This is a genomic window from Sandarakinorhabdus sp. (assembly GCF_040398645.1).
GTDB lineage: Bacteria > Pseudomonadota > Alphaproteobacteria > Sphingomonadales > Sphingomonadaceae > Sandarakinorhabdus.
On the sequence record NZ_JBBATR010000034.1, the window covers coordinates 3,115 to 22,108 of the forward strand.

Below are 18,994 nucleotides of genomic sequence, written 5' to 3' on the forward strand. Positions count from 1 at the left end.
GCCAGCCGCGCCCGCCTGCCGCGCCGGCTGCTGCTCGGCCCCGATGGCAAGGCGCTGGGCGATGGCTCCGCCCTCAAGGTGCGCGCGGCCATCGATGATGGCGCCGCCGCCGCGCTGTTTGCCGGCTCCCCCATGGCCTTTGCTGATGTCCAGGCCGCCGCCGCCAAGGGCCCGGTAAAGGGCTTTGCGCTGGCCGGCCAACTCACCGTGCGCCGCGCCACCAGCGTGGAGCGCATCACCAGCCCCAATGTGCTCGGGCTCCTTCCGGGCACCGACAAGACGCTGGCGGCGCAGATCGTCGTCATCTCCGCCCACCTCGATCATGTCGGCACCAAGGCCGACGCCAAGCCCGGCGAAGACGCGGTCTTCAACGGCGCCATGGACAATGCCAGCGGCAGCGCCACATTGCTGGAGGCCGCGGCCGCGCTGGCCAAATCACCGCCCAAGCGCAGCGTGCTGTTCCTGGCCACCACCGCCGAGGAATCCGGCCTGCTCGGCGCCGATTATTTCGCCCGCCAGCCCACCGTGGACGTGAACCGCATCGTCGCCGATGTGAACATCGACATGCCGATCCTCACCTGCGATTTCGGCGATGTCGTCGCCTTTGGCGGCGAACGCTCCACCATCGGCCAAGTGGTCGCCGCCGCCGCCAAGGCCCAGAAACTCGGCCTGTCCCCCGATCCGCAACCCGAAGAAGCGGTGTTCACCCGCTCCGATCACTACCCGTTCGTGCGCAAGGGCGTGCCATCGGTGTTCCTGAAAACCGGCTGGGCCGACACCAAGGGCGGCCAATCCTGCAAGGAAGCCGAACGCAAATTCCGCCTGAACAGCTACCACGAAGTCTCCGACCAGCTCGACCTGCCCTTCGATTGGGCCGCCGCCGCCAAATGGACCCGCCTCAACACCGAAATCATCCGCCGCCTCGCCAACGCCCCCACCGCCCCGCGCTGGTACGAAGGCGACTATTTCGGCACCGCCTTCGCAGCCGCCGCACCCAAGGCACCGCAGCCAAAACCAGCGGCCAAACGCTGAGCCGGGGCAAAGCGGACTTGTAATTGTCTCGTGTCGGTCACCTATCTCGCTATGCCGCCTTGGCTTCGAAAGCTAGCGGGCTGATGCCGCCGGGATATGAGTGTCGTCTTCGGGAGTTGTAGAACCCGTTGATGTACTGGAAGATTGCGGCTTCGGCGTGGTGCAGAGCGTGCCCGTCACAGGAATGGCGTTGATGCTCGACGTCGACCGCTTCATGAACGAGTTCCGCATCCTCAAGAATTTCATCGGCAACGCAGCGGCGATCATCGCCATCACGACGTTGAACAACGAGCTCAACAGGCGGCGCGGAGGGCGGCGTTGATACCGCCCAGCCCCCTTGTGAGAATTGCTTGCCAACAAAGTAAACCTGAACTAATTTCTATTATGTTGATGTGGCGAGTTCTTCACTGGGGAACTCGGGAGGGGGCGGCCAATGTCATATTTGCTGCGGGGCATGGCTCCGAAAGGCGCGTTGATCGCTGCGTGTGCGCTACTCGCGTCATGTCAGGGCACGTTCAAAGAAACCCATTATTTTGCGTCGGTCGAACCGGTCAGCGGCAAGGCGGTCAATTTCTTTCGATTGACGGTGCGGGGCAGGACCGAATTCACAAGCGCCCGTTACATTTCGGGCTATTACGACGAGCGCGCCGTCGATCTGTTTCTTAACGAGGCCAAATCGCAACCGTTGACGGCTGGAGATGGCGTGGCACCGATCTTTAAATATCTCGACTGCGCCGATCCCGGCGATGCGGCGTGCCGTACCAAGCAAGAAGAGCGATTGCGCCTTGTGCCGTTGGGCGGCGCAGTCGCCAAGAACGGCGCATTCGTCATGATCCTGAGCACCAATGCCGACGCCATCGCCGGAACCATTGGCTCGCTTGCCGAGAACGAGATCCTGCTCAATTCGACGCTGTTCCTGTTGAACCGCGGCACTATCACATCGGCAGCGCGAGCCAACGCAGTCCAACCGATCTCCGACGCGCAGCGGTCCGGGACGATTGCCGGACTCGACGCGCTGTATGCCGATGCCGATGGCCTGAACACGACCGAAGTCGAGGGCACCTATTTGCAAATCTTGCGGACAATCGCCGGCGAACTTGGCGGTGCGCCGCCTGTCTTTGCCACCGATGCGGAGGCGCGAGCGTGGTTTGCCGCCAATCGTCCGGCAGCAAACCAATGAAGCGCCTTCTGATCCTACTCGGAGCGGCACTGACGCTGCCGGGCTGCGCCAAGTTGCTCGTGGAAGTTGATGTGCTTAACCCAAGCTATGTCGCGGCAGCGACGAGCGACAGCAATTTGATGAGCACGGGCTATGCGTTGGCACGCGGCGACCACGGCGAGGTGATGGCGCTGGCACAGCGATTGCGCGAATTGCGTCGTCAGGAGCTGGTGGCTTGCTATGCGGGGTGGCTGGAATTTGCCGGGCAGCAGGAAGCGCGCGCGGTCGATCAGGCACAGAAGGATGGATGGCGGAGCCAGCGTCAGTTCATCGCGGCGGACCGTGACGACTCGCTCGCGGGCAAGTTACTGGACCAAGTTTACAGTAACCATGTCGCGGCGCTTTTGGCCTTTGACACGCAGGCGTTGCCGATCCTGATGACGCCGGATGACAGCGCGACCGACAAGCAACGCGCACCTAGTTTGTTGCAGAATCGACTGGACCAAGCAACGTTGGGACGCCTGAGCCAGCGGCGGGTAGAAATCGAGAAGTACATCAACGTCACCGCAGAAGCGGGCCGAAAATGCCCGGACTTTGGCGCGCATTATCCGTCGCTCGGTGCAGCTAAACTCAAAGAAACCCAACCTGACGGTAATGTTACATTTTTTGACAAGTATCCACATTTGGACAATGGAGTCTTCGCGGAAGTCTTCGGGAATTCACCAACGATTGTAAAACGACAATATGCCACAGTAGCGCAACAAACGTTGATTGGTGGTGGCGCGTTGCTTCACGACCGCGACGAAGCGTTTTTCGTTACCTCAGCCCCTGATGTCTATTGGGCGCCGGAATACAACAAGGCGCTTGGGCAAGGCGAGGGCGGAAGCACCGATGTCGTGCTTAAACTCAACGATACCGGTGCCTTCACGGTCAAGGGTTTCGTATTCGACGTTCGCTCCACCGCCGACATGGTGAAAAAAGTCGGCACCTCGGCATTGAGCCTGATCGCCTCCGCCTATGGTGCACCCGTGTCGATCTCCAAGCCCACAGGGGCGACAGCCGCGACGCCGGTGTTCGATGCCGCCAAACCGGTACAGGCGGCGGAGACCACGCTGGCCGTCGAAAGCGCGCGTGAGGCAGCTTACAAGGCCGGCTTGCGTGCCAGCGCTGACGCGATTCTCGTGGTATTCGACCGGCTGAAGATTGGCACCGACGCAAACGCCAAGAAGGCGGCAAAGGGTGTTTTCGACGCGCGCAAGAATGCGTGGAAGGCGGGCACTGTCACTCCCGCCGCAGCACCGGGGTCCTGAGGAGCGAACAATGTTTCACGGCAACCAACCCGTCGAGGTCCAATTTGATGACAGTGAAGCATGGGTTCCCGGCATCACCTGCGCGGACCCAATGCGCCCCGGTATGGCCTCGGTCTGCGTAATCGTCGATAACAAGGCGCAACAGTTCAAAATCGGTAAGGTTCGGGCGCGAGCCGCGCTGGGCTTCAACAAAGGTGCGCCGGTCTTCCTCGCGGGTCAGCATGAATCCAGCGTCATGTTCCTGCCCGCAACTGTTCGCGGCGTGACGGGAAGTGGTGTGGTGATCGCGCCACTCGGCTTCGATGGCCAGACGCTGGTCGTCGATACCGCGCGGCTCTTCGATCGTTAAGCGACCGCAGGGTTGCCGACCAGCGGCAGCCGAGCACCCGAAGGGCCCGCGATGCCGTCGGTGAGCTGTCCACACACAACCTCGCCGCTCCGTCCCAGAGCGAGTATGGTTGCAGACCCGGCTGTTGGACGCCGTCGGCCGGCCAGCACAGCGTTCCGCCCGCGGCGTCCAATAAGGGCGGCCGCTGCGAGAATAAACGCGCTGTTCGTCCGCATGAAGGGTTGTCCGGAGGCGAGACCAGCGGCAACCGCGCTGAATGCCTGCAAGCGGGTCGTTTTTCGGCCTCCAATGCGAGCCTATTGAAGGTCCACTTGCGACCTTTACCAGCGGAAAGTTGCTAGCCCGCAGACGGCTCCGGCCTCGCCATGCGACAACGCACATATAAAAGAGCGAAAATGTCAGCCTCTGGTAAAAACCGACCTAAAGCAACGCCGCCGGCAATGACGGAAAAGTCCCAAAACTGCTCGCTGGCAATTGGTGGCGGGCCTGCTGATTGAGCGGCAAGGTACCAGCCTGGCAAGGGTCACGCCGAACGACAATGGCGAGGGCGCAAAGCTGTCAGGCTGGAACCGGGCCGCCATCCGCAACGCCGACGACAATTGCTCCCCTAAGCGCTCCCCAGAATATCGGGCTCAGCCCCTGCCCGCCGGAGGCTATTTTGCTTGGGTGTGCGCCTTGATCAGCAAGCCCTGGCGCGGCAATTTGCCGGCCATGATCCACTTGATGGTCGCGGGCGGTTGCCGCGAAACAGCGGGCCAGCGGGCGGACACCGGGGGCCACCGCGCAGTCACCGTGGGCCAGCCGGGGGACACGCGGGCCCAGCGGAGGTCCACGGTTTGCCAGCGGAACATGTTGATTTCGCGCTATTTTCCCAAACGGGTGACGTGCCCCATCTTGCGGCCCGGCCGCGCTTCGCCTTTTCCATACAGATGCACATGCACGCCGGGATCGGCAAGCAGGCGCGGCCAGGCATCGGCATCGGCGCCGATCAGATTGGTCATTTCGATATGGCTGGCCATCAGGCCGGTGGGGCGCAGCGGCAGGCCGGCAACGGCGCGGATATGGTTTTCAAACTGGCTGGCGGCGCTGCCTTCGATGGTCCAATGGCCGCTGTTGTGCACCCGCGGCGCCATTTCATTAAACCGCGGGCCATCACTGCAGGCGAAAAATTCGCAAGCCAAAACACCGACATGGCCGAGTTTTTCGGCCACGGTGCGGGCCAGCGCCGCCGCTTCGCCGGCCTGCGCCCGCACCAGCGCTGGCGGCGGCAGGGTTGACGTTGCGAGGATGCCGGCCTTGTGCAAATTCACCGGCACCGGCCAATCCACCATGGTTCCATCCTGGCCCCGGCACAGGATCACACTGAATTCATGGGCGAAATTCACAAAGCCTTCGAGGATGGCGGGCTGCTGGCCGATGGCGTCCCACGCCGCATCGGCATCGCTGGCCACCAAAATCCGCGCCTGGCCCTTGCCGTCATAGCCCATGCGCCGGGTTTTCAAGATGGCCGGCAGGCCGATCTGCGCGATGGCCGCATCCAGGCCGGCGCGGCTGTCCACCTGTGCCCACGGCGCGGTGCGGCCGCCCAGCCATTCCACGAACTGCTTTTCGGCCATGCGGTCCTGCGCAACCTCCAGGCTGTGCACACCGGGATGCACCGGCACCAGCTCAGCCAGCTGCCGGACAGCCTCCCGATCGACATTTTCCCATTCCAGCGTGATTACATCCACTTGCGCGGCGAACGCCGCCAGCGCATCGGCATCGCCATAATCGGCGCGGGTGGTCGCCGCCGCCACATCGCTGGCCGGCGCATCGGTTTCGGGGGCAAACACATGGCAACGATAGCCCAGGCTGGCCGCCGCCATGGCCAGCATGCGGCCAAGCTGGCCGCCGCCAAGAATGCCGATGGTCGATCCGGGCGGCAGCATCGCCACCCTCAAGGCAGGCTGTCAGACGGGACCTGCGCCACCGCATCGGTTTGCGCCTGCCGCCACGCCGCCAGCCGCTCGGCCAGCGCCGGATCGTTCAGCGCCAGGATCGCCGCGGCCTGCAGGGCGGCATTCACAGCGCCGGCCTTGCCGATGGCAAAGGTGCCCACCGGCACCCCGGCCGGCATCTGCACGATGGACAGCAGCGAGTCTATCCCCTTGAGCATGCGCGATTCTACCGGCACGCCCAGCACCGGCAACGCCGTGAGCGCTGCCGCCATGCCGGGCAGATGCGCAGCCCCGCCGGCGCCGGCAATGATCACCTGCAGGCCGCGCCCGGCTGCCGTGCGGGCATAATCATACAGGCGATCAGGCGTGCGGTGCGCCGAAACGATGCGGCATTCATGGCCAACGCCCAGCAGCGCCAGCATATCGGCGGCATGCGCCATGGTCTGCCAATCCGATTGGCTGCCCATGATGATCCCGACGCTTATTGGTGAAGTGGTGGCGGCTTCGCTGGCCATGAACCAAAGTCCTTCTGTGCGAAAGTTGCCTCCTCTACGCGGCGGGCGGGCAGCAGGCAAAGATATTCCAGCACGTCAATTCCACCAGTAGATATAGTCATCTTTCGGCGACGATTTCACACCAAGCGGACGATCGAGCGGGATGGGGGAGCGGATCAGGCTGGGCCAGGCCGCTGGCTTCTGCTGACGGTCGTGCGCTGCCAGCATGGCGGTCAGGGCGGCGACTTTCTCAGGCTGCTGCGCGGCCACATCGCGGCGTTCGGTGGGATCAACAGCAAGATCATAGAGGCGGGTTTCGCGCTGCTGGCCCAGGCTATGCAGTTTCCAGTTCCCCTGCCGCACCGCTCGGTAACCGCCCGACCGCCAGAACAGCGCATCATGCGCCGCCGCGCTGGTGGTTCCGGCGGCAAAGGGCATCAGATCGACGCCATCAATCGCCCGGTCCGCCGGCAGCGCCGCGCCAGCCGCAGCTGAAGCAGTGGCGAAAATATCGAAATGGCTGACCGGGTTGGCATATTGGCTGCCCGGCTTGATGCGCGCGGGCCAGCGCATCAGCAGCGGCACATGGATGCCGCCTTCGTAAAATGTCGCCTTCCAGCCGCGAAATGGCCGGTTGATTTCCGGCAGCCCGACATAATGCGCGCCGCCATTGTCGGAGGTGAAGATCACCAGCGTGTTGTCATCCAGGCCCTGTGCCTTCAACTCCGCCATGACCTTGCCGACGCCGCGGTCCACCGCCCGCACCATCGCGGCATAGACCCGGCGGCGATGGTCCTTGATGCCGGACAACGCATCGTAGTCGCTCTTGAGCGCCTGCAGCGGCGTGTGCGGGGCGTTATAAGCCAGATACATGAAAAACGGCCGGCTGCGATTGGCGCGGATCGCCGACAGCGCCTGATCGGTGAGATAGTCGGTCATGTACTTGTCCGGCGCAAAGCGCGGGCTGCCGTTATACTGCACCGAATAGGGCAGATTGGCCCACAGGAACCGGTCGATCGGATCGAAATCCTGCTTGCTGTTCACCACGTTGGGATCATTTTCGGGCAGGAACATCTGGCCGCCGATGATGAAGCCGAGGCTTTCATCAAAGCCCTGGTCTTCGGGCCGCATGCCCTTGGCCTCACCCAGATGCCATTTGCCCAGATGGATATTGTGGTAGCCGCTGGCGTGCAATTGTTCGGCAATGGTGATTTCGGCGGCCGGCACGCCCTTGCCGCCCGGCGGCGGCAGGTTCCGCGCCGCCTCTTCGTCAAAGATCGTCTTTACCGACCAGTCGCTGGGAAAACTGGCGATATTGCGCGCGAACATCGCATCGGGGCGGAACAACCCGGTGGGAAACCAGCCGGGCAGTTTCACATCGGTGGGGGTGAATTCATAGCCAAAACGCGTGGCATAACGCCCGGTGAGCAGCGCCGCCCGGCTGGGCGCGCAGGTGGCATTGCCGGCATAGCCACCGGCGAACACCACGCCTTCGCGCCCCACCGCATCGATGTTGGGGGTCGGCATGCCGCCAGCTCCAGCGCCGGTGATGGTCAGATCATTGATCCCCAGGTCGTCGGCAACGATCAGCACGATGTTGGGCGGGCGGTTTTCAGTCGGCCCCTGCGCTGGCCCCTGCTGCCAGACCACGGCGCGGTTCGGCTGCGTGGCCGGCGTGATCCAGTGGTTCAGGTTGAGCTTGATGTAATCTGCCGACAGATACAGCCCGCCAACCAGCAGCGCCGCCCCGCCGAGCAGCAACGTGGCCGCCCGCTTCATGACTGGGCGACCAAGGCGCGGCGGGCCAGCGCCAGCACGCTGATCATCACGGCTTCGGCCACCATCGGCTGGATCGCGGCAGGCCCGATGCCATCGGCCAGCAGCGACACGCAGCGCCCGGTGAGTGCAATGGCCAGCAGCAGCATCGGCACCAGCAGCGCGCGGGCATCACGCTGCCACGAACCGATCAGCGCAAACACGCCGCCGGTGATGAAAAATCCCGGGAAATCCGCCCGCAGCGTGGCCATGCCCTGCCCGCCATCCGGGATCAGGAAAAACTGCGCCGCCACGCCGGCCGGGTTGAACAGGAACATCAGCCCGATGGCGATGTTGAACACGGCAATCAGCCCGACAGCAATTCGCAAGATACCAGTCATCAATCCCCCCACGGCGTGTCCCGTCCACAGACTAACAGCGCAAAGCCAGCCAATGCCAGCGCAAAGGTGGCTGCGCGCGTGCGCCCCCTGGCACTTGTCACCCGGTCGGCCCCCGCCTAGGCTTGGCGCATGCGGCGCTTGGGGATAATCATCGCGGGTCTGGCGCTGGCGGCGGGCCTGTGGTGGTTTCGCGCGCCGCTGGGTGAGGCTGCCTACATTGCCCTCGCGCAGCAGCGCGCCGGCCGCAACGCGCTGGCCCCGAACAGTGATGGGCGCAGCGATGGCCTCACGCTGATTTTTTGCGGCACCGGCACACCGCTGCCCGATCCTGAACGCGCCGAATCCTGCCTGCTGGTGCAGGCCGGCACCTCCCTGCTGCTGATCGATGGCGGTGACGGCGGGGTGCGCAAGCTGGCTGGCTGGGGTGTGCCGCTGGGCGGGCTTGATGGCGTGCTGATCACCCACTTGCACAGCGATCATGTCGAAGGGCTCGGCCCGGCGCTGCTGATGCGCTGGACGGGGAGCGCGGCGCGCACACCGCTGCCACTGATCGGCCCGGCCGGCACAGCGCGGCTGGCGGCGGGTTACAACGAAATGCTCCACGCCGATGCCGGTTATCGCACCGCGCACCACGGCGAGGCGATCACGCCGACCGGCGGCGGGCAGTTTGCGGGGCGCGATGTGGGCCCCGGCGTGGTGTGGAATGCCGGCGGCCTGATGGTGACGGCGTTTGCAGTCGATCATGCGCCGATTGCGCCGGCGTTCGGTTATCGTCTGACATACAAGGGCCGCACGGCGGTGATCAGCGGCGATACCGCGGCCAGCCCGGCAGTGGCCGCGGCCGCAAAGGGTGCCGACCTGCTGGTGCATGAGGCGCTGCAGCCGCGGCTGGTCGCCGGCATCACGCGCGGGCTGGCCGCCGCAGGGCAAGCGCGCACGGCACAGATCACGCGGGACATTCTGAATTATCACACCACGCCCGAACAGGCCGCCGATATCGCCGCGCAGGCCAAGGTGGGTATGTTGGTGCTCACCCATATCGCGCCGCCGCTGCCCAGCCGCCTGCTGCACGCGGCGTTCCTGGGTGATGCCGGCGCGCGCTTCGCAGGGCCGATCCGCATCGCCCATGATGGCCTCGTGCTGCACCTGCCAGCGGGCAGCGCGGCGGTGGAAGCAGATGCGCTCTAGGCTGGCGGCCCTGCTGCTGGCCGGCACCGCGCTGATCACGCCAGCACAAGCGCAGACCCGCCCCAACATCGTGCTGATCATCGCCGATGATTGGGGCTTTTCCGATCCCGGCAGCTATGGCAGCGAAATTGCCACGCCGCACATCGATGCGCTGGCCCGCAGCGGCACCCGCTTTGCCAATTTTCATGTTGCGGCCAGTTGCTCGCCCACCCGGGCGATGCTGCTCACCGGGGTGAACAGCCACCGCGCCGGCCTGGGCAACATGCCCGAAACCATCCCGCCGCAGCATCGGGGCCAGCCGGGGTACAACACGGTGCTGGCGCCCGGCGTGACCACGCTGGCGCAGCGGTTGCGGGCGGCGGGCTATGCCACGCTTTATGCCGGCAAATGGCATCTGGGCCATGATGCTGCCGATCTGCCCACCGCGCGCGGCTGGGATCATGCACTGGCCCTGTCGCAATCGGGGGCGGACAATTGGGAGAACAAGCCCAACCGCCTGCTCTATGAACGGGCCGACTGGACGCGCGATGGCAAGACGGCGCGGCTGCCGCAGCGATTCTATTCCTCCACGCTGATTGTGGATGAAGCGATTGCGCAGATTGACGGCGTGCAGGACAAGCCCTTCTTTGCGACCTTGGGGTTTCTGGCCAACCATATCCCGGTGCAGGCCAGCGAAGCCGACATCGCCGCCTATCGCAGCCGCTATCTGGCGGGCTGGACCGCCTTGCGCGCCGCGCGGGCCAAGGGCGCCGTGCAGGCCGGCGTGTTGGCGCCCGGCCCGATGGTCACCATGGCCAGCACCCGCGACTGGGCGATTTTGCCTCCGCAAGAAAAGGCCCGCTGGGCGCGGGCCATGGCCGCATATGGCGGCATGGCCACGGCGATGGACCGCGAGGTCGGCCGGCTGGTCGCGCATCTGAAGGCGCGCGGGCAATATGACAACACGGTGTTCGTGTTCGCATCCGACAATGGCGCGGAAGCCACCAACCCCGAAGCCACCGGCTTCACCACGGCGATGAGCAAGCTGCTCTATGACCTGACGCCCGCGCGCCAGGGCCAGCCCGGCACGCTGACCTATATTGGTGCGTCTTGGGCCAACGCGGCGGCCAGCCCGCTGCGCGGCTACAAATTCTCGGCCTGGGAAGGCGGCGTGCGGGTGCCGTTCATCGTCACACTGCCGCCGGCCATGCGCCAGGCGCGCGGCAGCGTGGTGGCGGCCCCGGCGCACGCGGTCGATCTGGCGCCGACGCTGCTCGATCTGGCCGGGCCGGGCATGGCCGATCTTACTGGACTGGAGGGCCGGTCGCTGGTGCCGGCGCTGCTTGATCCCACCGCCACGATCCATCCGGCCGAGGAGGCCATAGGCCATGAATTATCGGGCAACGCCGTGCTGTATCAAGGCAACTGGAAACTGGTGAAAAACCTGCCGCCCTATGGCGATGGCCGCTGGCATTTGTTCAATATCATGGCCGATCCCGGTGAAACCCGCGATCTGGCCGCCGCCCAGCCGGCGCGCTTTGCCGCCATGCAAGCTGGCTGGCAGCGCTGGGCCACGGCCAACAGCGTGCTGGCGATGCCGCCCGGCTACAGCGCGCCCGCACAGATTCAGGCCAATGCCCTGCACGATCTGTTGCCGGGCCGCATCGCGCCGCTGGTGGCGGCGCTGTGGTTGCTACTGGCCGGGCTATGGACTGGCCGGCGCTGGCGGCAGCCCAAGCCTGGGCGCTGATGCAGGATCACCCCCGGCGCGATCAGGCGATTGCTGCCCTGCTGGCGGCGCTGGCCGGCTATGTCGATGCCGTCGGGTTCCTGGCCTCCGGCGGCCTGTTCCTCAGTTTCATGAGCGGCAACAGCACGCGGCTGGGCGTGGGCCTGGCGCAGGCCAGCGACATTGCCGCACTGGCTGGCAGCCTGCTCGCGGCGTTCGTGGCCGGGGTAACGCTGGCCAGCCTGCTGGGCCGCCGATTGGCGCGGGCGCGCCGGCGCGGGCAATTGGCGCTGGTGGCGGCACTGCTGGCGGCGGCTGCGCTGCTGGCGGGCGGCGGCTGGCTGTGGCCGGGATTGCTGTGTGCGGCGATGGCGATGGGGGCGGAAAACACGATCTTCGAAGCCGGCGGTGACGTGAAGATCAGCCTGACCTTCATGACCGGCAATCTCGTCAAGATCGGCCAGCGGCTGGCGCTTGCCGTGTCGGGCGGGCCGTTGTGGGCGTTTCTGCCGTGGTTCTGGCTGTGGCTGGCGATGATCGGCGGCGCGTTGAGCGGCGCAATGCTGTGGCCACTGCTGGGCACGGCCAATCTGGGCGTTGCCGCCGCCATCGCGGCCGTGCTGGCACTGGTGATCGACGCCTAACGCGCCTGCAGCCCCTTCTGCTTCAGCCGCCAGACAAGTTGATCGAAGCGGTCCTGGCCAAAGAACGGCTCCCCATCCACCGCCATCAGCGGCACGCCATAATGGCCAGATGCGCGCTGCGCGGTCTGGTTGGTTTCGATGGCAGCGCGGTAATGGTCCGGGTCAGCCGCGATGGCGGCATCAAGGCTGGCCAGATCAAGCCCGGCGCGCGCGGCGGCCTGCGCCAGATGATCGCCTTCGTGCCAATGATCGACCGTGCCCGACCAGATGGTGTGCGAAACCGCGCGGATAAACGCCAGGCCCTGCCCGGCTTCAGTGGCGGCCACGCCCAGCATCGACAGGCGGTGAATATAAGGCTGCTCGGCCGGATACAGCCGCGTCGCCGGGTCCATCACCACCGGATCGGGGCTGGGCCAGCGGTAGGGCACGCCCAGAAACTCGGCGGTGCGATACGTGTCCTTCATCAGATAAAACGCCCACAGCGGATCGACCTTCACAAAGAAATCCGCCTGACGGACTGCAATCGGATACACGATGCGCACGTTGCAGATCACATCGTGGGTCGCCACCAATTCCACCACGCGCGGCAGTAGCAGATAGGAATAGGGCGAACGAAACGACCAGAACAGATCGAAGCTCAGGCTCATGCCGGCATCCCTGCTGGCGCTTTGGTGCGAATATTGAGCTGCCCGGCCAGCCCAGCGTAGCGGTGGATTTCAATCGCCTGATACTCGGGCAGGCCTACCATCTGCAGCATGGCCTGCGGGCTGGGATAATAGGCCAGCGCAACAGCGTCCCATTGTTCCTCCACCTGGCCCAGCAGCATGCCGGTGACGGGGCCATGGTAAACGATATGGCCGCCAACCGCTTCGACGCAGGCGCGCACCGCCTCGCCGTAGCGGTTGTAGGCATCGCGCCCGGTCAATTCCGGATCGCGGCCATCGGGATAGGTCGCAATATCCTTGAACTTGAGCAGATTGACCATGACCATCGGGCCATGATCCGCATCACTGAAGAAGGCGGCGACCACCTCTGAGCGCGGTGCGGTTTCGTTGATGACCTGCATGTTACCCCCGGTTGATGTGATCCAGGATGATGGCCACCACTTCATCCGGTGCATCTTCCTGCAGGAAATGGCCGCCGCCCTTGACGATGGTGTGCGGCTGGTGCTTCGCGCCCGGCACGCGTTCGATGAAGATGCGCTCACCGCCATGCGTCACGGCATCCTTGTCGGAAAAACAAGTCACCACCGGCTTGTCGAAACCGGCAAGCACCTGCCAGGCCGCGATATTTTCGGCCACGCTGGCGTGTTCGGGCGTGATCGGCACCAGCGTCGGGAACTGGCGTGCGCCTTCCTTGAAGCCTTCGTTCGGAAATGGCGCTTCATAAGCGGCGATTTCGGATGACGTCAGATCGCGGGTGGTGCCGCCATTGACGATGAAGCCGACCGGGAATGTCTCCACCTTCTGCGAAAACGCCAGCCAGGCCGCAAAGCCTTCCGACCAGCCGGTGCCGATGGGAAGGCCGGTGTTGGCAATCACCAGCCGCGCAAAACGCTCCGGAAACGCCGCAACCAGCCGCAGGCCGATCAAGCCGCCCCAATCCTGACAGAACAGGGTGATGCCCTTGAGGTCGAGCGCGGTCAGCCAGTCGCTCATCCAACCCACATGGCGTTCATAGGTATAATCATCGCGGCTTGCCGGCTTGTCGGATTTGCCAAAGCCGATGAGATCCGGCGCAATCACGCGGTGGCCAGCGGCAACCAATGGGCCGACGAAATTGCGGTAAAGATAGGACCAGCTCGGCTCGCCGTGCATCAGCAGGATCGGCGCGGCATCCGCTGGCCCCTCGTCGATATAATGCAGCCGCAGCGCCGCGCCGGATACCCGGTCGGTCAGATCGCAATAATGTGGTGCAAATGGATAATCGGCGATGCCGGCAAAGGCCTCATCCGGCGTGCGCAACACCTGCATCTGGCAATCCCTTCGTTTGGGTTTCGCGGCCAAGCGCGCGTGCGCCCAGCCAGAACAGCAGCGCCGGCAACACACCGGCCCACGCTGCAAAATACAGCACGACGCGCACCGACTGCGCGCCATATTCCGGCTTGAGCATATCGGACAGCGCGCCGAACAACAGCGGCCCCAACCCCAGCCCGATCAGATTTTGCGCAAACACGATCCACGCCGCTGCCATCGCGCGCGTGTCCGGCCGGGCCAGCACTTGCGCAGCGCCGTATGCCGGGCCGTAATAGGCCGAATTGGCCACAGTTGGCAGGATCATCAGCAAGATCGCCACCCGCCAATCATTCACCTGATAGGCCATGAACAGCAAAGGCGCGGCCAGCAGCATCCCGGCGGCCGGCAGGGTGAGCATATGGCGCTTGTCCGTCTTGCCGAAGCGGTCAGCGGCCCAGCCGCCCAGCCAGGTGCCGAAAATGCCGGCAATGCCGATCGTCACGCCAACGAAAAGCGCCGTCTGCCCCACCGAAAGCCCGTGCGTGCGCTGAAAATACACCAGCACCCAAACGCCCTTGCCATAAGACAGGAACGCCACCAGCGACGCGCCCGACAGCACCAGGCAATAGGCCGGCGATGATGCCAGCAGTTTCAGGCTGGCCCACATCGACAGGCGCGCCGGCGCTCCTGCTGGTGCATGCGGCGGCGCGGCGCGGCCGATGCGCGGGTCTTTCAGATAAAACCACACGAATACGGCCAGCAGCAGCCCCGGCAGCCCCACCACATAAAATGCCGCGCGCCAGCCCAGGGTCTGGGCAATGCCGCCGCCGATCACGGTGCCGAGCAAGCCGCCAATCGGGATGCCCAGGCCGAAAAACGCAATGCCGCCGGCGCGCTTTTCGGGCGGCAGGCTGTCGGCGATCAAGGCATGGGCTGTCGGCGTGCAGCCGGCCTCGCCAATGCCCACGCCGATGCGGGCCAGCAGCAATTGCCAGAAATTCTGCGCCAGACCGCACAAGGCGGTCATCGCAGACCATATCGCCACACACACTGCGATCAGCCGGCTGCGATTGGTGACGCCATTGTCGGCCAGCCGCGCAATCGGCACGCCCAAGGTGGCATAAAACAGCGCAAAGGCCAGGCCGGTCATCAGGCCAAGCTGGCTATCGGACAGATCAAGATCGCGCGAAATCGGCTCGGCCAAAATGGCAACGATCTGCCGATCTATGAAGTTGAGGATATAGACGACGAGCAGCGTCCACAGCAGCAGCCGCGGTGACGTCCCCACAGGTGGCTTTGCCATCCCCATCTCCCCAAATCAGGCCATGTGTCTGGCTTTGAACGCAACCTGCCTGTCTGCCTGCCGGCTGGCAAGCCAATTGCATGTAATAGGGGGCATGACAGGCCGGCGCGGCCACCCTTGCCGGATCGGGCACCGGCTGGCAGGGATTTCATCATGACTGATGCCGATCTTGCCCGCCGCCTGGCCTCCGAGGCCGGCAAACTGCTGCTTGCGCTGCGCGAAACCGGCCCTGCCGATCCGGCAGCGCTGGGCGATCTGGGCGACCGCGCCAGCAACGATCTGCTGATGGCGGCGCTGCGCCGCGAGCGGCCGGATGATGCCATCCTGTCCGAAGAAGAAGCCGACGATCACGGCCGGCTGGCGGCGCGCCGCGTCTGGCTGGTCGATCCGCTGGACGGTACGCGCGAATATCGGGAGCGGCGCGATGATTGGGCCGTGCATGTCGCGCTGGCCATCGATGGCCGCATTGCCGATGGCGCCGTGGCGCAGCCGGCGCTGGACCAGTGTTTTTGCACCGCCCGCCCGCCGGCACTGCCGCCACAAGCCACACCGTTGCGCATCGCCGTCAGCCGCAGCCGGCCGGCGGTGATTGCCGCCAATCTGGCCGCTGCCATCGGCGCCGTGCTGGTGCCGATGGGCAGCGCTGGCGTGAAGACACTGGCCGTGCTGCGCGGTGAAGCCGATGTCTATCTGCACCAGGGCGACATGTATGAATGGGACAGCGGCGCGCCGGCCGCAGTGGCACAGGCGGCTGGCCTCGCGGTGTCGCATCTGGATGGCCGGCCGGTGCGTTTCAATCAGGCGCGCCCGATCACCCCCGACATATTGATTTGTCACCCCGCAGCGCAGGCGGGATTGCTGGCTGCAATCGCCGCCCTGCTTTGACCCGCATGTGCCATGCGGTGCAGCCTTTGGCGCAGTGGCGGGTTGGCTGTGCACAAAGCTGTCCTGAAATTGCCATATTGGGCGGCTACGCCAACCGTCAGGAACATGAGTTTGGCGTCTGATATGGTTCAAAACGGCGCCGGCACAGCCCCAGCCACGCTCGATCCCGAGCAACTGCCAGCTCAATTGCCGGCACTGCCGCGCAGTGAGCGCGGCTGGACATGGTGGGTTGGGTCGGCCATCACGCTTGCCGTGCTGGCCGCCGCGGTCATGCAACTGGCACAGGTCGATATCGGCCGGGTGGCTGCTGTGGTGCCGACCACGCCGGCATTCTGGCTGGTGTTTGCCCTGTCGTATTTTGCCGGGCCGCTGGGTGACTTCGCGATTTTCCGCCGCCTGTGGCAGATTCCGGCCAGCGGCTTTCTGGCCCTGCTGCGCAAGTTGATCGGCAACGAGCTGATCACCGGCTATGTCGGCGATCTTTATTTCTACACATGGGCGCGGCAACGCACCGGCATGACATCAGCGCCGTTTGGCGCCGTGAAGGATGTCGCCATCCTGTCCGCCATGGCCGCCAACGCCGTCACCCTGGTGCTGATGGTGTTGGCCTATCCGGTGCTCGATACGCTGCATCTGGGCATCGACAGCACCAAGTTTCTGGGATCGGTGGCCGTGATGCTGGTGATTTCCAGCAGCATCCTGTTTTTCCGGAAAAAATTGTTCAGCCTGCCAGCGGGCGATCTGTGGTTTGTCACCGGCGTGCAGATGGCGCGCGTGATCGCCACGCTGGTGCTGACGGGCTGGAGCTGGCACCTCGCGCTGCCGGCGGAATCCGCGCAATTGTGGGTGCTGCTGTCGGCCATGCGCATGCTGCTGTCGCGGTTGCCGTTCCTGCCCAACAAGGATGTGGTGTTCGCCGGCCTTGCGGTCTTCATGATCGGGCAAGATGCCGAAGTGGGCGCGTTGATGACGATGATGGCCAGCCTGCTGCTGGTCACGCATCTTGGTCTGGGATTGCTCCTTGTTGGCGGTGAAGCCGCCGGATTGCGCCGCAAATGATGCATCGATCATTGGCTGCGGCCGTGCTGATGGCGGCCGCACCGGCGGCTGCGCAGATTGAATCCAGCCCGGTGCTCGGCCGCGCCGAAGGCCAGTGCCGGCCAGGCGAAGCAGGGCCAGCGGTGATCGTCACCGTGGTTGGCCTGCGTGACCGCAAGGGCCTGCTGCGCGCCGAGCTTTATCCGGACAATGACAAGGATTTCCTTGAAGACGACAATGTCCTGATCAACGCCGGCAAAACCTTCCGCCGGGTCGAAGTGGCAGTGCCCAGCGCCGGGGCGGTGCAAGTGTGCATCCGCACGCCGGCATCCGGATCTTACACGTTGGTGCTGCTGCACGACCGCGACAGCAACCGCAAATTCGGCTTGTCATCGGACGGAGTGGGCTTTCCGGGCAATCCCAAGCTGGGCCTGAGCAAACCCAAGGCGGCCATGACCCGCTTTTCCGCCGGCCCTGGCCTGACGGACATCAGCATCCGGATGAACTATCGCAAGGGCTTGCTGAGCTTTGGGCCACTGCGCACAGGCGGCGCCAGCGGGCGGTCATGAAGGGCGGCGTTTGAAATTGCAGGCTTGACCCGCCAGCGGGGTGGGCAGATGTAAGCGCGAGTGGCTGGCACCGGCGCCGGCGCTTATGCTTGGACCGGCGGCATGCACATCGTCGACATATCCGCGCTGTATTCGCCCGATGGCGGCGGCATTCGCACCTATACCCACCGCAAGCTGGAGGTGGCGCAGCAGCACGGCGTCCGCCTGACCGTGGTGGTGCCGGGCGCTGAGGATGATGTGCGCACTGTGGGCCGCGCCCGCCTGATCAGCCTGCGCAGCCCGCGCTTCCCGCTGGACCGCAATTATTTCTATTTCGCCAGCGATCGCATCATTCACGATGTCCTGAACGAACAACAGCCGGATTTCATCGAATGTTCGTCGCCGTGGGGCAGCGCCGCCGCCGTGGCCGAATGGCCGGGCCACGCACCGCGCGCGCTGTTCATGCACGCCGAACCCTTGTCGGCCTGGGTGTATCGCTATCTCGATGGCCTGCTGCCGCGCCACACCATCGATCGCGGCTTCGATTGGTTCTGGCGCTATCTGCGCCGGCTCGATGGCCGCTATGATCAGGTGATTTCGGCCGCGCCCAGCCTGTCGAAACGCCTGCGCGATGGCGGCCTCACCAAGGTGACCGACAATGCCCTGGGCGTCGATCCCGGCGTGTTTTCGCCCGGCAACCGCGATGAGGCTTTGCGCGCCCGCCTGCTCGCGCAATGCAGCCTGCCGGCCGATGCCACCCTGCTGATCGGCGTTGGCCGGCACAGCCCGGAAAAACAATGGCCGATGGTGATCGCCGGAGTCACCGCCGCCAGCTATGGCCGGCCGCTCGGCCTGATCATCCTGGGCGATGGCCATGCCCGCGCTTCGGTGGCGCGCGCAGTGGGCGAAAATCCGCATATCCAGCTGATCGCCCCGGTGCGCGACCGCACCGAATTTGCCCGCATCCTCGCCAGCGCCGACATGATGGTGCACGGCGCGCCGGCCGAAACCTTCGGCATCGCCTGCGCCGAAGCGCGCGCCAGCGGCCTGCCGATCATCGTGCCCGACGAAGGCGCCGCCTATGATCAATTGGCGCCCGGGCTTGGCCTGGCGTTCAAATCGCTGGATGCCGCCAGCCTGGCCGGGGTGATCGCCGCCGCCATCCCGCAATTGCCGGCGCTGCGCACCACCGCAATCGCCGCTGCACCGTCCGCCCGCACCATCGATGCGCATTTCGCGCAGTTGTTTGCCGGCTATGCCGCCGTGGTGGATGCCCGCCGCGCGGCGT

19 protein-coding genes and 1 pseudogene are annotated in these 18,994 nt (G+C 65.0%); 11 read left to right on the forward strand and 9 right to left on the reverse strand.

Annotation, left to right across the window (positions count from 1 at the left end; genetic code table 11):
* Positions 1-1,032, forward strand: a 1,032-nt coding sequence (locus ABWP50_RS09000; RefSeq protein WP_353217663.1) for a M20/M25/M40 family metallo-hydrolase, incomplete at its 5' end; no start/stop codon positions are given.
* A gap of 49 nt (positions 1,033-1,081) precedes the next feature.
* Here the strand turns inward: ABWP50_RS09000 and ABWP50_RS09005 are convergent.
* Positions 1,082-1,189 (reverse strand): annotated as a pseudogene (locus tag ABWP50_RS09005) (IS3 family transposase); the annotation flags it as partial.
* Between the two features lie 276 nt (positions 1,190-1,465).
* Here ABWP50_RS09005 and ABWP50_RS09010 point away from each other — a divergent pair.
* Genes ABWP50_RS09010 through ABWP50_RS09020 form a run of 3 tightly spaced genes read left to right on the forward strand, consistent with a single transcriptional unit; the run spans position 1,466 to position 3,850 of the window.
* Positions 1,466-2,212 (forward strand): hypothetical protein, encoded by a 747-nt coding sequence (locus ABWP50_RS09010; RefSeq protein ID WP_353217664.1) that lies wholly within the window; start codon positions 1,466-1,468, stop codon positions 2,210-2,212.
* On the forward strand, positions 2,209-3,501 hold the full coding sequence (locus ABWP50_RS09015) for a hypothetical protein (protein ID WP_353217665.1): 1,293 nt from the start codon (positions 2,209-2,211) through the stop codon (positions 3,499-3,501). Before ABWP50_RS09010 ends, ABWP50_RS09015 begins: the two co-directional genes overlap by 4 nt.
* 10 nt (positions 3,502-3,511) lie before the next feature.
* Positions 3,512-3,850 (forward strand): hypothetical protein, encoded by a 339-nt coding sequence (locus ABWP50_RS09020; RefSeq protein WP_353217666.1) that lies wholly within the window; start codon positions 3,512-3,514, stop codon positions 3,848-3,850.
* A gap of 863 nt (positions 3,851-4,713) precedes the next feature.
* Here ABWP50_RS09020 and ABWP50_RS09025 read toward each other — a convergent pair.
* The 4 genes from ABWP50_RS09025 to ABWP50_RS09040 all read right to left on the reverse strand — a co-directional run bounded on the left by ABWP50_RS09025 (position 4,714) and on the right by ABWP50_RS09040 (position 8,437).
* Positions 4,714-5,778: a 5-(carboxyamino)imidazole ribonucleotide synthase gene (locus ABWP50_RS09025; RefSeq protein ID WP_353217667.1), complete on the reverse strand. Its 1,065-nt coding sequence runs from the start codon at positions 5,776-5,778 to the stop codon at positions 4,714-4,716.
* An 8-nt stretch (positions 5,779-5,786) separates the two neighbouring features.
* Positions 5,787-6,302, reverse strand: a complete 516-nt coding sequence (gene purE / locus ABWP50_RS09030; RefSeq protein WP_353217668.1) for a 5-(carboxyamino)imidazole ribonucleotide mutase — start codon at positions 6,300-6,302, stop codon at positions 5,787-5,789.
* A gap of 75 nt (positions 6,303-6,377) precedes the next feature.
* Positions 6,378-8,060: a sulfatase-like hydrolase/transferase gene (locus ABWP50_RS09035; RefSeq protein WP_353217669.1), complete on the reverse strand. Its 1,683-nt coding sequence runs from the start codon at positions 8,058-8,060 to the stop codon at positions 6,378-6,380.
* A complete protein-coding gene (locus ABWP50_RS09040) occupies positions 8,057-8,437 on the reverse strand; it encodes a DUF4345 family protein (RefSeq protein ID WP_353217670.1) in 381 nt (126 codons plus the stop codon). Before ABWP50_RS09040 ends, ABWP50_RS09035 begins: the two co-directional genes overlap by 4 nt.
* Positions 8,438-8,566: 129 nt before the next feature.
* Between ABWP50_RS09040 and ABWP50_RS09045 the strand changes: the two genes are divergently transcribed.
* The 3 genes from ABWP50_RS09045 to ABWP50_RS09055 are packed head-to-tail and all read left to right on the forward strand — an operon-like array spanning position 8,567 to position 11,977.
* Complete coding sequence (locus tag ABWP50_RS09045; protein ID WP_353217671.1) at positions 8,567-9,625, forward strand: MBL fold metallo-hydrolase; 1,059 nt, start codon at positions 8,567-8,569, stop codon at positions 9,623-9,625.
* Positions 9,615-11,354, forward strand: a complete 1,740-nt coding sequence (locus tag ABWP50_RS09050) for an arylsulfatase (protein ID WP_353217672.1) — start codon at positions 9,615-9,617, stop codon at positions 11,352-11,354. Before ABWP50_RS09045 ends, ABWP50_RS09050 begins: the two co-directional genes overlap by 11 nt.
* Entirely contained in the window at positions 11,354-11,977 is a 624-nt protein-coding gene (locus ABWP50_RS09055; protein WP_353217673.1) for a YoaK family protein, read from the forward strand. The genes ABWP50_RS09050 and ABWP50_RS09055 overlap by 1 nt, the downstream gene beginning before the upstream one ends.
* Here ABWP50_RS09055 and ABWP50_RS09060 read toward each other — a convergent pair.
* From ABWP50_RS09060 to ABWP50_RS09075, 4 genes are read right to left on the reverse strand one after another with little or no spacing between them, the layout of a single operon-like run.
* On the reverse strand, positions 11,974-12,624 hold the full coding sequence (locus ABWP50_RS09060) for a 2-hydroxychromene-2-carboxylate isomerase (protein WP_353217674.1): 651 nt from the start codon (positions 12,622-12,624) through the stop codon (positions 11,974-11,976). The two genes, ABWP50_RS09055 and ABWP50_RS09060, sit on opposite strands and share 4 nt — an antisense overlap.
* Positions 12,621-13,043, reverse strand: a complete 423-nt coding sequence (locus ABWP50_RS09065) for a DUF1330 domain-containing protein (protein WP_353217675.1) — start codon at positions 13,041-13,043, stop codon at positions 12,621-12,623. The genes ABWP50_RS09060 and ABWP50_RS09065 overlap by 4 nt, the downstream gene beginning before the upstream one ends.
* Position 13,044: 1 nt before the next feature.
* Positions 13,045-13,950 (reverse strand): haloalkane dehalogenase, encoded by a 906-nt coding sequence (locus ABWP50_RS09070; protein WP_353217676.1) that lies wholly within the window; start codon positions 13,948-13,950, stop codon positions 13,045-13,047.
* Entirely contained in the window at positions 13,925-15,235 is a 1,311-nt protein-coding gene (locus tag ABWP50_RS09075) for a spinster family MFS transporter (RefSeq protein ID WP_353217677.1), read from the reverse strand. Before ABWP50_RS09075 ends, ABWP50_RS09070 begins: the two co-directional genes overlap by 26 nt.
* A gap of 153 nt (positions 15,236-15,388) precedes the next feature.
* Here ABWP50_RS09075 and ABWP50_RS09080 point away from each other — a divergent pair, with 153 nt between their 5' ends.
* The 4 genes from ABWP50_RS09080 to ABWP50_RS09095 form a co-directional block, all read left to right on the forward strand.
* Entirely contained in the window at positions 15,389-16,120 is a 732-nt protein-coding gene (locus tag ABWP50_RS09080; RefSeq protein ID WP_353217678.1) for a 3'(2'),5'-bisphosphate nucleotidase CysQ, read from the forward strand.
* A gap of 105 nt (positions 16,121-16,225) precedes the next feature.
* Positions 16,226-17,179, forward strand: a complete 954-nt coding sequence (locus tag ABWP50_RS09085; protein WP_353217679.1) for a hypothetical protein — start codon at positions 16,226-16,228, stop codon at positions 17,177-17,179.
* A 29-nt stretch (positions 17,180-17,208) separates the two neighbouring features.
* The gene (locus ABWP50_RS09090; RefSeq protein ID WP_353217680.1) at positions 17,209-17,727 is read left to right on the forward strand and encodes a DUF2141 domain-containing protein; all 519 of its coding nucleotides are present in this window, start codon (positions 17,209-17,211) and stop codon (positions 17,725-17,727) included.
* Between the two features lie 60 nt (positions 17,728-17,787).
* On the forward strand, positions 17,788-18,994 hold a 1,207-nt coding region (locus ABWP50_RS09095), incomplete at its 3' end, for a glycosyltransferase (protein ID WP_353217681.1).